Annotated in this window: 15 protein-coding genes; all 15 read right to left on the bottom strand. The window is 60.5% G+C overall.

The window, feature by feature from the left end; translation table 11 throughout:
- Positions 1-61 precede the first annotated feature (61 nt).
- Positions 62-253 carry a 50S ribosomal protein L28 gene (gene rpmB, locus G7Y41_RS03470; protein ID WP_165218301.1) on the bottom strand — a complete coding sequence of 64 codons (192 nt, stop codon included), beginning with the start codon at positions 251-253 and terminating at the stop codon, positions 62-64.
- 184 nt (positions 254-437) lie between these two features.
- Complete coding sequence (locus tag G7Y41_RS03465; protein ID WP_196819542.1) at positions 438-2471, bottom strand: ABC transporter permease; 2034 nt, start codon at positions 2469-2471, stop codon at positions 438-440.
- Positions 2472-2657: 186 nt separating this feature from the next.
- On the bottom strand, positions 2658-4370 hold the full coding sequence (locus tag G7Y41_RS03460; RefSeq protein WP_165315190.1) for a hypothetical protein: 1713 nt from the start codon (positions 4368-4370) through the stop codon (positions 2658-2660).
- A 131-nt stretch (positions 4371-4501) separates the two neighbouring features.
- Positions 4502-5491 carry a thiamine-phosphate kinase gene (thiL, locus tag G7Y41_RS03455; RefSeq protein ID WP_165315191.1) on the bottom strand — a complete coding sequence of 330 codons (990 nt, stop codon included), beginning with the start codon at positions 5489-5491 and terminating at the stop codon, positions 4502-4504.
- 4 nt (positions 5492-5495) lie between these two features.
- Complete coding sequence (locus G7Y41_RS03450) at positions 5496-6383, bottom strand: TrmH family RNA methyltransferase (protein ID WP_165315192.1); 888 nt, start codon at positions 6381-6383, stop codon at positions 5496-5498.
- Between the two features lie 24 nt (positions 6384-6407).
- Positions 6408-6788, bottom strand: coding sequence for a 50S ribosomal protein L20 (rplT, locus tag G7Y41_RS03445; protein ID WP_165218307.1), 381 nt, complete (start codon positions 6786-6788; stop codon positions 6408-6410).
- A 26-nt stretch (positions 6789-6814) separates the two neighbouring features.
- Positions 6815-7009, bottom strand: coding sequence for a 50S ribosomal protein L35 (gene rpmI, locus G7Y41_RS03440; RefSeq protein ID WP_165218309.1), 195 nt, complete (start codon positions 7007-7009; stop codon positions 6815-6817).
- Between the two features lie 63 nt (positions 7010-7072).
- A complete protein-coding gene (infC, locus tag G7Y41_RS03435) occupies positions 7073-7759 on the bottom strand; it encodes a translation initiation factor IF-3 (RefSeq protein ID WP_196819541.1) in 687 nt (228 codons plus the stop codon).
- Positions 7760-8079: 320 nt separating this feature from the next.
- Positions 8080-8976: an SseB family protein gene (locus tag G7Y41_RS03430; protein WP_231367358.1), complete on the bottom strand. Its 897-nt coding sequence runs from the start codon at positions 8974-8976 to the stop codon at positions 8080-8082.
- Entirely contained in the window at positions 8973-9734 is a 762-nt protein-coding gene (gene priA, locus G7Y41_RS03425; protein WP_165218313.1) for a bifunctional 1-(5-phosphoribosyl)-5-((5-phosphoribosylamino)methylideneamino)imidazole-4-carboxamide isomerase/phosphoribosylanthranilate isomerase PriA, read from the bottom strand. Before priA ends, G7Y41_RS03430 begins: the two co-directional genes overlap by 4 nt.
- 106 nt (positions 9735-9840) lie before the next feature.
- Entirely contained in the window at positions 9841-10479 is a 639-nt protein-coding gene (gene hisH / locus G7Y41_RS03420; protein ID WP_165315193.1) for an imidazole glycerol phosphate synthase subunit HisH, read from the bottom strand.
- A 22-nt stretch (positions 10480-10501) separates the two neighbouring features.
- Positions 10502-11116, bottom strand: coding sequence for a hypothetical protein (locus G7Y41_RS03415; protein WP_442984260.1), 615 nt, complete (start codon positions 11114-11116; stop codon positions 10502-10504).
- Between the two features lie 145 nt (positions 11117-11261).
- Positions 11262-11873 carry an imidazoleglycerol-phosphate dehydratase HisB gene (gene hisB, locus G7Y41_RS03410; RefSeq protein WP_165218319.1) on the bottom strand — a complete coding sequence of 204 codons (612 nt, stop codon included), beginning with the start codon at positions 11871-11873 and terminating at the stop codon, positions 11262-11264.
- Positions 11870-12994 carry a histidinol-phosphate transaminase gene (locus G7Y41_RS03405; RefSeq protein WP_165315195.1) on the bottom strand — a complete coding sequence of 375 codons (1125 nt, stop codon included), beginning with the start codon at positions 12992-12994 and terminating at the stop codon, positions 11870-11872. The genes hisB and G7Y41_RS03405 overlap by 4 nt, the downstream gene beginning before the upstream one ends.
- Positions 12987-14399 (bottom strand): histidinol dehydrogenase, encoded by a 1413-nt coding sequence (gene hisD / locus G7Y41_RS03400; RefSeq protein ID WP_165315196.1) that lies wholly within the window; start codon positions 14397-14399, stop codon positions 12987-12989. The genes G7Y41_RS03405 and hisD overlap by 8 nt, the downstream gene beginning before the upstream one ends.
- Positions 14400-14560: the final 161 nt, after the last annotated feature.

Raw genomic sequence — 14560 nt, 5'->3', positions numbered from 1 at the left:
GGGGCCTACCATCATGGCAGACCCCATCGCGTCAATGAGCTTCACGCGGAAGCAATCAACCTCAGATCGCGCGAACGACCCGGTCGGACTTCAGGCACTTGGTGCACACATTCAGGCGCTTCGGCGTCCCGTTGACCAGGGCACGAACGCGCTGGATATTTGGATTCCAACGGCGGTTGGTGCGCACGTGAGAGTGCGACACGCTCTTGCCGAAGCCGGGTCCCTTACCGCACACGTCACAAACGGCAGCCACTTTTGTTCTCCTCGGTTTCCAATTCAGCCATTCCCACCGGAGGTGAGACGGCCCCACAACGAATTATTCGTCACAGGCAACCATGACAGAGTAGCCGATGAAGCCCTCTGCTTCCAAGCCCGAAGCCCTGACAATAAGTGTCGAGTTTCCCACAATAGGACTTCACTGAGCCGGCGAATGGAGCTCACTGAGCCGCCGGAGGCGGTGGAGTCAGACCGTCGCGCTGAGCTGGTGGTTGCATGGGGTGTGGTGCTTGCGTGTGCTCGGGTTGAGGATCGGGTTGAGGGACCTGCGCCTGAACAGGTTGCGTTGATGCCTGGACAGTGCTGGCCTGCCCGGTCGGTGTCTGCGGAGTCGGCATCATCCCCGACTGGTTCTGCGGCTTTGGTATCCCTGACTGCCCCTGCATTGGCATCATCCCCGGTTGTCCACCGGTGGGGCCACTTCCCCACTGCGGTCCGGGTATGGGCTGACCGGGACGAGGCTGGACGATCATCGGCTGCCCCGGCACCGGTTGACCGGGCATTGGTTGACCGACTGCGGGCTGCCCCGGTGCCGCTTGACCCGGACCCGGCATTGGGTTTCCGGGAGCGGGAGGTGCTGCCACCGGTCCCCTCTGTCCCATCGGAACCATCGGTTGTTGCGGCATCCCGTGAGGAGCACGAGGCTGATTCATCGCAGGAGTCTTCGGCGCAACGAAACGCACAGGGCTCGCAAGCCACGCCTGGGTGGCCCGACGACCCGCACACAGGGTCAGCAGCCCGGGAGCATTGGCAGCGAGGTATCTGGGCGTGACTTCTGCAAGGACCGACGCGGCAAGGAATGCGAGTGCGACGGTAAACGGTGTCCACCAGGACATCCCGACATGCAGGAACGTGCCCGTGTCTTTCGTTAAGTTATGGGAATTCGTTACTCCGAGGCCGAGGACGATCCAGAGAATCAACGCACACAGCGGTGTCTGCCATACCCGAGTCCACACCGGGACCGACGTACGTTCGCGTTGGACACCGATAGACGCGGACATGACAAGAATGAGCACGAGGCCAATAATCATCAGCAGGAATCCCCATCCGTCGTTGAAGTACCACGCCCTCGTGGGGTGCGAGGGAATCGTGAATCCTTCGAGGGGGACGGTGAGTGCCTGGAAGTATCCGATGCCGATTCCATTTGGAGTGACTTCGCCGAAGTATGCCAAACCGATCATCAATACCGCCATGTTTGGCAGGAACAGCGGCGCAAGGAGGAGAACTCCCGGGTTCTTGAAGCTGACGATCGACATGAACACAAAGACTGCTAAGGTAACGAGGCCGAAAACACCGAAGAGGATCGCGTGAGCCCGCCTAAGTTCACGCAGCGCTTGCGTGAGGAACGGCGGCAGTAGACGGGCTTGCACGGCCTTTCGCCGTTCAACAAAACTTACGCAGGCAACAAGAACTGTGATGACGATGAAGGTCAGGACGGCAAGAGGTCGAGTTTCCCCGCCATGCCACGCCCCGGTTTGCAGTTGAGTCAAAGATGTGATGGCCCCGTCGTCAGCGGAGAAGAATGCCGTCAGGAGTGTGATGACCAGTGCGACAATCACTCCCTCAATCAGCGCACGAACGGCGGTTGGCATTGTCTCAATGATCGTTCCGTCAACCCACACCCGTCGGCGCAGCACCGCGCGAAGAGTGACAATCACCCCGATGAATGTGCCGAATAAAAAGATCGTGAATGTCTGTGTCTCGGAGGTGAATCCTCCGCCGAGCACGCCGCCGATGAGCATGATCGTGGCCTCGGGTGCGGAGAATTCCGAGTTAATGACTTGTCCTGGGAATCCCAGGAACCCCAGGACCCCTGTATTGAGAATGAAGGATCCTGTAACAATGAGGAGCGCCGACACGAGCCCCACCCCAAGGGTGGCCAGGATCTCGAACGCGAGTGTCAGCAGACCAGCCGGGCTGACGAGTGCTTTCATCTGCCTGCTGAGCGGGGTCTGCGGCTTTGGCTGCTGGTAGGTCGGTCCCGCCGGGGGTACCTGTCCGTGGAACGGTATTTGTCCCTGGAACGGTACCGGTCCTTGAGGCATCGGTGGCGGCATCCCAGGTCCACTGAGCGGTCCGCGGGTCACTGGCATCCCAGGGGCAGACTGCCCGACCGGAGATGGAGGGAACTGCTGGGGCCCGTTGTCCGGCTGTGGCACTGCGCCAAAGCCAGCATGAGGATTCGGAGTACTCATGTCATTCTCCTCAGGTACACATCGTGTGTCGGGTTGGTCTGGAATTCCTCTGAGGACATGGGGGCGTCCGCTTTCCCGGTTCCCGCGGATGCACCCTCATCACGTTTTCTCATTGACGAGGGCGGACCTCAGTCCGCATGTCCTGTCTCTTCAGGGTCGAGCATGACCCGTGAGAGGTGCCGAGACTTAGTTATAGCTGTAGGTCACATCGAAAGCAATTTTCCCTGTACGATCCACTCTCATCTTCCCCAGGATCCGGAAATATAGGTGGATCATCTCGGGGTTGGGCTCTTCTTCCGTGGGAAGAGCTCTCAGGTCGATGCGTGCTGCGTCTGTTGCGAATTCATTGCCCCAGATACGCACGATCTCTGTGGGGACTTCCTCGGTCTGCAACACCCCGAGTCGCGTGTTTTGTACCTCTTTTGGGCATCCCGGATCAAGGTTCGCTGCATCGACAACGGACCCGCATTTTTCAGCAAATTCCACGGCCGCGGCGAGTGCCTCGTCACTGTGTGCTCTGAGCAGTTCCTCAAGCTCCTCCATGCTCATTGACGAGCTTGAGGAGCCGCGCGCGTCTCGTGCATGGCCAGAATCGGGCTGATGTTCGGGACTCACGCCGTTAGATGCACCGCTCGGACCTGTGTATCCGGCAGACCGGAGTTCCTCATCACCGTCAATGACGACGGTCTCCGAATTCGGAATTGCCTCAACAGTGCGCTGTGCTTTCACCCCGCCGGGTCCCCGAAGGGTCATCTGATACTGTCCGGGATACAGGAGGAACGTCGAACTTCCATTGAGTTTTCCGGGGATACCCTCAACGTCGAAACTCTCGACCTCACCGGGTTCAAGCGTTACGGCGACAACGCTGGGATTGGTTATTGACCATTCATCGAAAAGGCCAAAACGCTTCCCAGTGCGTTTGACGATAAATTCATAGGGGCTGGGATGGTCTGCGACGACAATGTCGACGGCAATGACTTGAGTGTCCCCAAATGATTTCTCTTCACGAACATGCGCTTTTGAGAATTTGACGCTTTTGCTCACGGATTGCAGGAGCTTACTGTTCTTCAGGAAGGAGTCATCACCCGCCACCCCCGTCAGGTCAAGGGCTTGGGCAGCCTCAGCAGCCTCACCTTTCTCCAAAGAATCAAGGAAATTCGTTACCACCACCTCGGGGCGGTGCATCCAGTTCGTCACTGAAACCGCCACGAGTCCTCCAATGATCACCACGACGAGCACACCGAAGATCATTCCCAGGATGCGCGGCACTGACGACTTCTTCGGCGGCGTAGCCGAAGCCATCACCGGAGTAAATCCCCCCGGAGGGAGCGGCATCTGTCCCCCACGAGTTTGCGGGTGCGCCGCCGGCATACCAAATCCGGGCGCTGCGGGTCCACCGGCAGTGGGGACACCTCCTGGAATACCCGCAGGTCCAGATGTGGGGGCAGGTGGAGCGTAATACCCCTGCGGGTACCTCACCGAACCCGCCATATTCGCCTGACCGTACCCCGGTCCAGGAACACCCGGAGCCTGACCACCGGGAACTGGAGCCGGACCCTGACCTCTCGCACCTGGGACGTAGTACCCCGGAATATGACCGTTCGGACCCGGCACCTGGTACCCCGGAACCTGACCACCCATGCCCGGCGCACCTGCCGGACCATAGGCCGACATCGGACCGCCCGAAGGAAATCCCATCGGAGCACCCTGAGTCGGATAACCGTGAGCGGCACGCCCATCGGAACCTATCAAACCGCCGGTCACGTGGCCCGCGGCTTCGGCAGAAGGAAGAACATGTGTAGCGTCAGGCGAGGACTCATCTCCCCGGGAGGGTGTTTCTCCCTGAACGTCAGTGTTTTGATCTGGCACCTCTGCCGGCCATTCGGAGCTTTCAGTCACGCGCACCCCCTCGCTTGATAGTTCATTGCGAACCATTATGGCACAACCAACACTACTCACGTGCTAACTGATCACGATGAGATGAGAACGCGGAATCGTCCTCGTCAATTGACGAGGACTCCCGAGAATCGCTACTGCGCGAAGTGGTCCCAACCACCGATTACTTCGCGCCCCTCAAGGAGCTGACACGGCTCCTCACCGGTCCGAGGTTGACGCAGGTGACCAATCGGATGGAAACCTTCTGGAAGAGGACGATCCGACGGGAAAGCCGCGAGCATCCCGTGATCCTCTCCCCCGCTGAGCACCCACGTCATGGGGTTGCCGCCGCACATGTGAGCCACGGGTTCGAGCTGACGGGCGTAGTCCTCCAGGGCTTGACGATCAAGGTCAATGACAACACCACTGGCCCGAGCCATGCGGCCCCCGTCTTTTGCGATCCCATCGGAGAGATCCATCATTGCGTGAGCGCCAGCTCGGGCGGCACGTGGTCCAGCTTCCAGAGGCGGATTCGGGGCCCGATACGTTGCGAGCGCATGGGCTCCGGCTTCCCCCAGGACTCCCACATCCCGGGTCGACGGGTCGACGTGCCCACCGAGCAGCAAGTCCAGGCCGGCGTGCGACCATCCGACCTCGCCGCACACCGCGAGAACATCGCCTGGCTGGCCGCCCGTACGCGTGACCGGACCGTTGGGACACCACCCAAAAGCCGTCACAGAGAGCACCATTTTTTCACCGGCACTCAGGTCTCCGCCGATAATCCCGGCTCCCGCAGCTTGGGCGCGCGACGCCATGCCACCAACGACATCCATCAGCCAGTCAACCTCGGTCTGCGCAGTGAGGGCAAGAGACACAACCAGTCCGGAACAGTACCCTCCCATCCCCGCAATATCCGCAAGGTTCTGGGCGGCAACGCGTGCGCCGATTTCCTCTGGGCGCGACCACGCGCGCAGGAAGTGCTGGTCCTCAACGATGACGTCCGTTGTCACAATGAAAGACCCCTCAGGTGCTGCAATCTGCGCGCAATCATCACCGATACCGATGATCGTGCGTTGCCCTTCGGGGAGGATTTCCTGAAAACGGCGAATGAGTTCGCCCTCGTCAAGTTCACTGATCAGCGTCATGACTTCAGCTTATCGGAGCGCCCGTGTTATCGGAGCGCCCGCGGGCTGAGCGGGTTGACCGGCGCAACTGTGAGGCGTAGAGACACATCGCAGCTGCCGACGCGACGTTCAGTGATTCCGTGGGTCCGGTCATCGGGATATTGACGAGGACGTCGCAGGCCTGAAGCTGCTCGGGTTGAAGGCCTTTCGCTTCGTTGCCAAAGACCCATGCGTGAGTTGCGCGGAGGACGGAGCGGGGATCAGAAATAAGGGTATCGAGGGCGATGGTGCCACTTCCCCCGGTTGTTCCCAGGAGCGTCGCCCCCCACGCGCGGCACTGGACAACAGCCTCATCGAAAGATGAAACGGAAACAATCGGCAGGTGGAACACTGACCCGGCGGAGGATCGGACAACTTTGGGGTTGCGAACGTCAACGGTTCCGCTGACCGTGATGACCGCTGAGGCTCCCATCGCATCGGCGGTACGAATGATTGTCCCAACGTTTCCCGGGTCGCGTCCCTGGGCGAAAACCGCGATGGTCGCGCCCTCAGGTATCGTCACGCCATTGTCCGTATCGATCGCTGAAAGCTCGGCAACCGCAAGAATCCCCTGAGCATCCGGACTCATTGCCTGAGCAACGTCATCTGTGACTTCGTGGACCCATCGCGTGGCCTGATACGCCGCCTCAACGATATCGGGGTGCATGGCCGAGGCCGTCCTCGTCACGTACACGTCGCGCAGATGCGAGCCGCGGAAGGACACGACTTCGCGGACAGCCTGAGGCCCCTCAACGAGCATGAGGCGAGTCCGTGAACGCGCAGAACGCCCAGCAAGTCCCGCGACTTTCCGCACTCGATCTGAATGCGGATTGTCGAGGACCGCTGGGCGTTCAGGTGAAAACTTCGACGCCATGAGGCTGAAGTCTCTGCGCGAAAATCAGGCGCGAGGAGCGTTGACGTCCGCTGGGAGGGCGTCCTTGGCAACCTGGACAAGCGCGTTGAAGGCGTTGATGTCCGAGACGGCAAGCTCAGCGAGCATGCGACGGTCAACCTCAACTCCAGCAAGGTTCAGGCCCTGGATGAAGCGGTTGTAGGTCATGCCCTGGGCGCGGGACGCTGCGTTGATGCGCTGGATCCACAGGCGACGGAAATCTCCCTTGCGAGCCTTGCGGTCGCGGTAGGAGTAGACGAAGGAGTGAGTGACCTGCTCCTTGGCCTTGCGGTACATGCGTGAGCGCTGGCCGCGGTAACCGGAGGCCTGCTCGAGAACGGTACGACGCTTCTTCTTGGCGTTAATTGAACGCTTAACACGTGCCATTTCAGTTTCTCCCTACTTCCAACCACTCACTTGCCCAGGAGTCGCTTGACGCGCTTAACGTCAGCCTTCTCCAGAACCTGATCGCTGGCGAGGCGACGGGTCTTGCGGCTGGACTTGTGCTCGAGGAGGTGACGCGCACCTGCCTGCTCGCGCATGATCTTCCCGGATCCGGTCACGCGGAAACGCTTCTTGGCACCCGAGTGAGTCTTGTTCTTCGGCATCTTCTTGCTTCCTTCTTCTCTGACTTTGACGTTAGTCAAAGCCCTCAGTCTCAATCCGTGAGGTCAGCCAGCAGCTGAGTTGTTCTGCGCGGCGCGTGCCTGGTCTTTCGACGCACGTTCCGCACGCTTATCGCGTCGTTCAGCCCGTTCAGCTTCGCGGCGCTTACGCTGCTCGTTCACCGCGTCAGCTTTACGCTTCGTCGGTGCCAGAACCATCGTCATATTGCGACCATCTTGGCGGGGCATGGATTCAACTGTTGCCAGGTCCCCAACTTCTTCGGCCAGGCGCTGAAGCAGACGAACACCTGCCTCGGGACGCGACTGCTCACGGCCACGGAACATGATCATGACCTTGACTTTGTCTCCCTGCGAGAGGAAACGCTCGACGTGGCCTTTCTTGACCCCGAAGTCGTGATCGTCGATCTTCAAGCGGAAACGAATCTCTTTGAGCTGCGTGTTCGCCTGGTTACGTCGAGCATCGCGAGCCTTCTGAGCGGCTTCGTATTTGTATTTTCCATAGTCCATGAGTTTGGCAACCGGCGGCTTAGCGTCGGGCGCAACCTCAACGAGGTCGAGTCCTGCCTCCTCGGCAAGACGAAGCGCGTCCTCGACACGGACAACGCCGACCTGTTCCCCTCCGGGTCCGACGAGGCGGACCTCGGGGACGCGGATCCGCTCGTTAATACGAGTCTCGCTGATGGGTGGCTCCTTCCACGGATGCGTTGGGACGCAACGAAAAACCTCCGTCACGCCACATGCGCACGGAGGTTCACCATTCATCGGACACACGCGTGTGCGCCGATCAAACCCGGTTCCCTCGCTCAGCCGTGAAGCTGGCCTTCCACACCAACTCAACGCTGGCGGGCGGGCACCTAGGTGGGAGAAACTCCGCTTGCATTCCAGGCTGACGCCCGGACGATTGCTTTAAGACTACCAGGAATACCCAGGAGCTCGAACATCCCAGCAGCCCCACTGAGGATGCGATCTCTCACATCTGCCACGATGCGCTGCGCGGGACACCCCTGAGCACGCCACCTGCCATACGAGTCGCGGACATCCCCGCAGGTTTTTCACGCCCACGTCGGCACGTACTCAACATGATCAGTTGCCGCCACGAGACGCGGTGACCGACCGATCGCCTCAATCGCCTCAGACACGCCATCGCGTACCTCGCCCATTGTGCGCGTTAGACGCACATGTGGATCACAGGCAATGAGAACACGTACTTTCCCTTCACCTGCGTACGCCAGCTTCACATCAACAACTCCGATCGGCCTCGTCGCCGACTCAGCCTCGTCGCCGATTCCCACGCGCTCACGCAATTCACTCAGGAGCTCGGGATCTTTCCATGCCGGAAGCCACCGGTCCCCCTGGGCAAGCGCAGCGGTTGCAGGCCGAGGAACGAGGACGGACGCGCCACCGGGATCAACGAGGAAGCGTCCGCGGGTTTCCACGAGAGCGGTGAGTGCGAGCGTGCGGGCACTGCACGACGTGGGACGAGCACCGGGCCGATCCGCCGCGAGCGTCCGAGCCGAGGAATAGGCCGCCAGGGCCGGGCCGCCGTCGGTTTCGACGCGCACAAAATCTCCTGGCGCACTTTCCCTAGGGTCACCAGCGTGCACACCGGTGATCCGCGGGTCCTCTTCCACGAGAATCGGAATGATCAGGCGCTCCGATTCAAGAGCATGCACGAGTGCTTCCACACGGGATGCACCGCAATCAGCTTCAACGGGAATGGTCAGCGCCTCGCGGGTGCGGGGAAGAAGCTGCCCCGCATCACCTCGGTCTCGTGGAGACATCGCGAGGCGTCCGGCCAGGCGTGCCCGCTGGTCCTCGCTCAGCATCGGAGCACTGCGGGCGTTGCCTGCGACGTTCCCGCTGTGAGCACCGTGGTTGTCCCGCGCGCCACCACCGAGAGGTTCCGCAGTGTTACCCTGTCCCCCATTCGAGGAGCAGACCTCGCTCACTGGTTGCCTCCCAAGCGCGGCCCCTCAGACGTGCCACGTGCAACGGCGAGCGCTTCCTCAAGGGTGAATTGCCCGGAGTAGAGGGCTTTGCCCACGATCGCGCCTTCAACACCGATGTCAACGAGTTCCCGCAGTACCGCAATATCCGCCAGTGAGGACACTCCTCCGGATGCAACGACAGCCGCGTCGGTCGCTGCGCATACTCGACGCAGAAGCTCAACGTTTGGACCTGAGAGCATGCCATCTCGCGCCACATCGGTGACGACGTAGCGAACACAGCCGGCGTGATTGAGACGGTCAATCGCTTCCCACAGGTTGCCGCCCTCTCGCGTCCATCCGCGAGCAGAGAGGGTTTCCCCGCGTACATCCAAGCCAACGGCGATACGGTCCCCGAACTCGCCGATGACACGTTCTGTCCACTGAGGATCTTCCAGCGCGGCGGTTCCCAGGTTGACGCGGCGAGCACCCGCATCGAGGGCCCTGGCAAGAGATTCGTCATCGCGGATACCGCCAGAGAGCTCAACGTGAATCGGTAGTTCCCGCGTGATATCTGCTAAGAGTGGAGCATTTGATCCGCGTCCAAAAGCGGCGTCAAGGTCGACGAGGTGAAGCCAGGTTGCACCCGCATCAACAAATGATCGAGCGGCATCCATCGGATGACCGTAGTCGGTTTCCGTACCGGCTGCACCCTGCCTCAGGCGTACCGCCTTGCCGTCAACGACATCAACTGCCGGCAGCAACGTCAGTGACTGAGTCATCGTCTCTTCCTTTCGTCGTGACCGAGAGTGTACCCGCATGTCCGATGTGCGTATTCATTGACGAGGACGAGCACACAAACACATGAATTTCCGTGGGGCCGCAGCTTCACAGAGTCTGCAACCAATTTTCCAGCAGGTGAAGGCCCGCATCACCTGATTTCTCCGGGTGGAATTGAGTGCCCCGCAGCGCCCCGTTTTCCACCGCAGCAATGAAACGACTGTTTCCGTGGGTGGCCCACGAAGCCTTCGGCGCAGGAAGAGGGCCCGCATCCCATCCCTCCCCCGGATCAGTAAGCGCCGCATAGGAGTGAACGAAGTAGAAGCGCTCGTCCTCGACTCCGTCGAATAGCTCAGATCCTGGGGCCGCGTCAACCGGACTCCACCCCATGTGTGGAATCACAGGTGCATCGAGGCGATCGACGGTGCCCGGCCACTGACCAAGCCCCTCGTGTTCCCCTTTTTCCGCAGACCGCTCAAACATCACCTGAAGACCCACGCACACCCCCATCACCGCGCGCCCTCCCGCGAGGCGTTGATCAATGAGAAAAGGGGCCCGCATCGCGGTGAGCTGCTCCATCACGGCACCAAAAGCCCCAACCCCGGGGACAAGCAAGCCGTCGGCGTTCAGAACAGCGTCTTGCTCGGCTGTCAACTCAACGTCCGCTCCCACTTTTTCAAGTGCACGACATGCCGACCGGACATTCCCGGAACCGTAATCGAGAACAACAACTCGGGGAGAAACCACGTCTACTACCTTTGCTTGTCTTTCACTGTTTCTTCCGCATCCACCCGAACGGTCCGGGTCTGCGCCTAGACGATCCGTCAGCAAGAACGGAATCCGCGTAGTCAGATGGCTCCATACGTCCAAGTAGCAGATCTTCCGCTGCCTGCGGCATCGACCCGAGGAGAAGTCCCGCCGGAATAGCTTCCTCAGGTTCCCCTCCAACGTACCGTTGCGCCGTGATACGCCCAGAGACTCCAGGTTCCACGCCGTCACCTTCAACCAGCCACGACATCACCGCAACGGCCCCATATTTCGACAGTCGCGAAATCATCCGCGCAACGGCATCAACCTCAGGAGGCATCGGCTTGACGCCCGTGAGGATCTCATCGAGCTCGTCCTCGTCCGTCGGGGGTGTTTCCACACGCATCCACACCGCTGACCACGGCTTAAGCCGGACAACATTGCAGCGAATTCCCGCGAGCGCGCACAGCGAATGCAGTGCCTCGGGCCGTGTAATGGGAGCGAGGACGAGCGCGACCGACAGCCGACCACCGTCAAGATGCAGCGACTCATCAACGGGAATGTCCTGCGCGTCCCTCGGGTCCGCATCCTGTGCGTCTGCGTTGGCTCCGCTGGCATCGACATCGCTGACCGGCATCGCGTGTTCGTTGATGTCGGTGTCCATCGACAGGCCGTCAATTCCGGCAACGAGGTCAGCGAATTGCGCGTCAATGTCGTCGTGCGAATGCTCATTGCTCATGGTGTCCATTGTGCTTTCTCATCTGCCCCCAAAGGCCGATGTGTCACAGTGCTCCCTTGGTGGAGGGGATCCCCTCCACCCGTGGATCCGGCTCAACTGCGAAGCGTAGGGCGCGGGCAAGGGCCTTGAACTGGGCTTCGACAATGTGGTGAGGGTCGCGACCAGCCAGGAGAGTCATGTGCAGGCAGATTCCGGAATTCAACGTGAAGGATTCGAGAATATGCCGGGTCATTGACCCCGTGAAATGCCCTCCGATGAGGTGGTATTCCTGGCCAGCAGGTTCGCCCTCGTGAACAATGTAGGGGCGTCCAGCAAGGTCAACGACTGCGCGGGCGAGGGCTTCGTCAAGAGGAACGGTCGCATCGGCGAAACGGCGGATTCCCGCTTTGGTTCCCAGCGCGTCTTTGAGGGCAAGTCCCAAGCAAATCGCGGTGTCTTCAACCGTGTGGTGAACGTCGATATGCGTATCCCCGGTCGCTCGAACCGTCAGGTCCATCAGCGAATGCTTCCCCAGGGCTGTGAGCATGTGGTCGTAAAACGGGACGGTTGTTGAAATGTCCGTGCGTCCCGTTCCGTCAAGGTTCATTTCCACGTGAATCGACGACTCAGATGTTGTCCGATCAACGACCGCGATCCGCGGAGTCTCGATGCTCATGCGGTGACCTCCTTGAGTGCCTGCTTGAAGGCGTCGGTTTCCTGGGGTGTCCCCACACTCACGCGAAGCCACCCGTTAGGGCCGACAACGCGGATGAGGACTCCGTGTGTAAGCAAAGCATGGAAGATCGCGTCCCGATCTGCAAATTGCCCGAAGAGCACAAAGTTAGAATCCGAATCGATGGCGTCGAATCCATTCTCACGCAGCCAGGACACGAGGCAGTCGCGTTCTTCACGCAGTGAATCAACGTATCCCAGGAGCTCCGCGCTGTGCCTGAGGGCTGCCAGCGCTGTTGCCTGCGTGACATCCGACAGGTGGTAGGGAAGGCGAACCAGCATGATGGCGTCAATGATTGCGCGCGCCGCCGCCATATACCCCAACCGAAGACCGGCCATAGCGAAGGCTTTCGACATTGTGCGGGACACAACCAGATGGGGGTGAGTGTCTAACAGCTCAAGAGCGGAGGGCACTCCGGCGCGACGGAACTCCCCGTATGCCTCGTCAATGACGACGATCGTTGAGGTTGCGCGACCATTGATCTGCGGACCGGTTGTTGCCGCAATGTCGAGGATCCGTTTCTGATCGTCAACCGGCAAGGCCGTACCCGTCGGGTTATTTGGGCTGGCCAGGAGGAGAACTGAGGGGCGTTCACGCCTGAGCGTCTCTTCAACGGCAGCGATATCCAGGTGAAAGTCGGGGTCGCGCTGCCCTTGAACCCACCGCGTGTTCGTATCGCGCGCATATTCGTGATACATCGAATACGTGGGGGCGAATGACACAACGGTACGCCCGGGTCCACCAAATGCTTGGAGGATCTGAGTCATCACCTCATTGGATCCGTTGGCCGCCCAGATGTTCTCCGGAGACACACGCACGTGTGACTCTGTTGCCAGGTAGTCGGCGAGGCTGGCACGCAGCTGAGGGAAGTCACGATCCGGATAGCGGTTGAGCGTTGCAGCCGCCTGGGCAACAGAGCTGGCGATATCGTCAATAATCGCCTGCGAGGGCGCGTAAGGGTTTTCGTTGACGTTGAGGCGAATAGGTACCTCAAGTTGGGGTGCGCCGTAGGGTTGCAGCCCCGCGAGGTCCTCTCGGACCGGGTAGATGATGTCCTCACTCATGGGTGGCTCTCCCCTGCTCTGCGCCGCCGACACCGTTGAGGGCGTCGGTATCTGTGCCGGTCACCGCCTCAGTTCGCCCACCACCGGCGGCGCTACCTAAGCCCTGGCGAAGGAGGGCAGCCGCACCGTGAGCTGGTAAGTCTTCAGCGGTGGCCAAGGTATTGAGGTCCCCCGCAAGTCCCGCAAGCGCAGATTCGGAATATTCAACAACCTGCTGGGAACGCAGATACTGCGTGACATTCAACCCCGAGGCAAAACGTGCGGTTCCCCCGGTGGGGAGAACATGATTGGACCCAGCAAGGTAGTCACCCAGTGGAACTGGCGTGTACGACCCAACGAAAATTGCCCCAGCGTTGCGCACCCTGTCACTGACCGCCCGTGCGTCGCGCGTATGGATTTCCAGGTGTTCAGCGGCATAGGCATTGACAACGGTGATCCCCTGGTCAATATCATCGACCAGGACAATTCCTGACTGCGGACCCGACAGTGCGCGAAGAATCCGCTCCGTGTGCATCGTGGCCTCAGCTTGGCTGGGAATGAGTGCCTCGACAGCGTCGGCAAGATCAACGCAGTCGGTGACGAGGACGGACGCGGCGGCTGGATCGTGTTCGGCCTGGGAAATCAGGTCGGCGGCAACGAAAGCGGGGGTGGCGCTGGCATCGGCGAGAATCGCGATTTCCGTTGTCCCGGCTTCCGCGTCAATACCCACGGTGCCTTGGACGAGGCGTTTCGCAGCGGCCACGTAGATATTTCCTGGGCCCGTGACAACGTCAACGGGTTCAAGAATGTCTGAGCCGTCCTCGACCCCAAAGGCAAAGGCTGCGATCGCTTGGGCTCCCCCGATTGCCCACACCTCATCAACACCGAGCAAGGCACATGCCGCGAGGATCGTTGGGTGGGGAAGACCACCGAATTCTTTCTGCGGAGGGGAAGCAAGAGCAATTGACTCAACACCGGCAACCTGCGCACACACGACGTTCATGACAACAGACGACGGGTAAACCGCCAGTCCCCCTGGAACGTAGAGGCCAACTCGCCCAACGGGCAGCCACCGCTGAGTGACCGTTCCCCCGGGGACAATATCAACCTGGGCCGGTTCAGGTAGCTGCTGGGTGTGCCCTTGCCGATTGTGATGAATCGACACTTCAAGGGCGTGGCGTACTTTGGGGTCAAGATGGGCAAGCGCATCCTCGATGGCCTCATGTGGAACACGCAGATGCTGGGGACGCACGTGGTCGAAGCGCTCAGCAAGTTCATACAGCACGGGAGCGCCCTGAGTTTTCACGCGATCAACCAGCGGCGCAACGACCTCAGCGGCTTTCGCCGTGTCGAGGGCGGCGCGGGGAAGATCCTCACGCAGCTGAGCGACGGACAGTGTGCAGCCTCGAAGATCCATGCGTTTCATACCTACGATCCTAGGGGAAAACTCGTCTCCTCCCCTGAAAGGATCATGTGACGGACCGCAACGACAGCCGCGAGGCCGATGGCCTTACACAATTGCGGTCCCCACGGAATGTCAGACCACGCCATGCCATACTTTGGGGGACGTGTGTTCACTACGACCGG

Source organism: Schaalia sp. ZJ405 (assembly GCF_011038885.2).
GTDB lineage: Bacteria > Actinomycetota > Actinomycetes > Actinomycetales > Actinomycetaceae > Pauljensenia.
The sequence above is the reverse complement of the archived record's forward strand: the minus strand, read 5'-3'. Positions and strand labels throughout refer to the sequence as shown.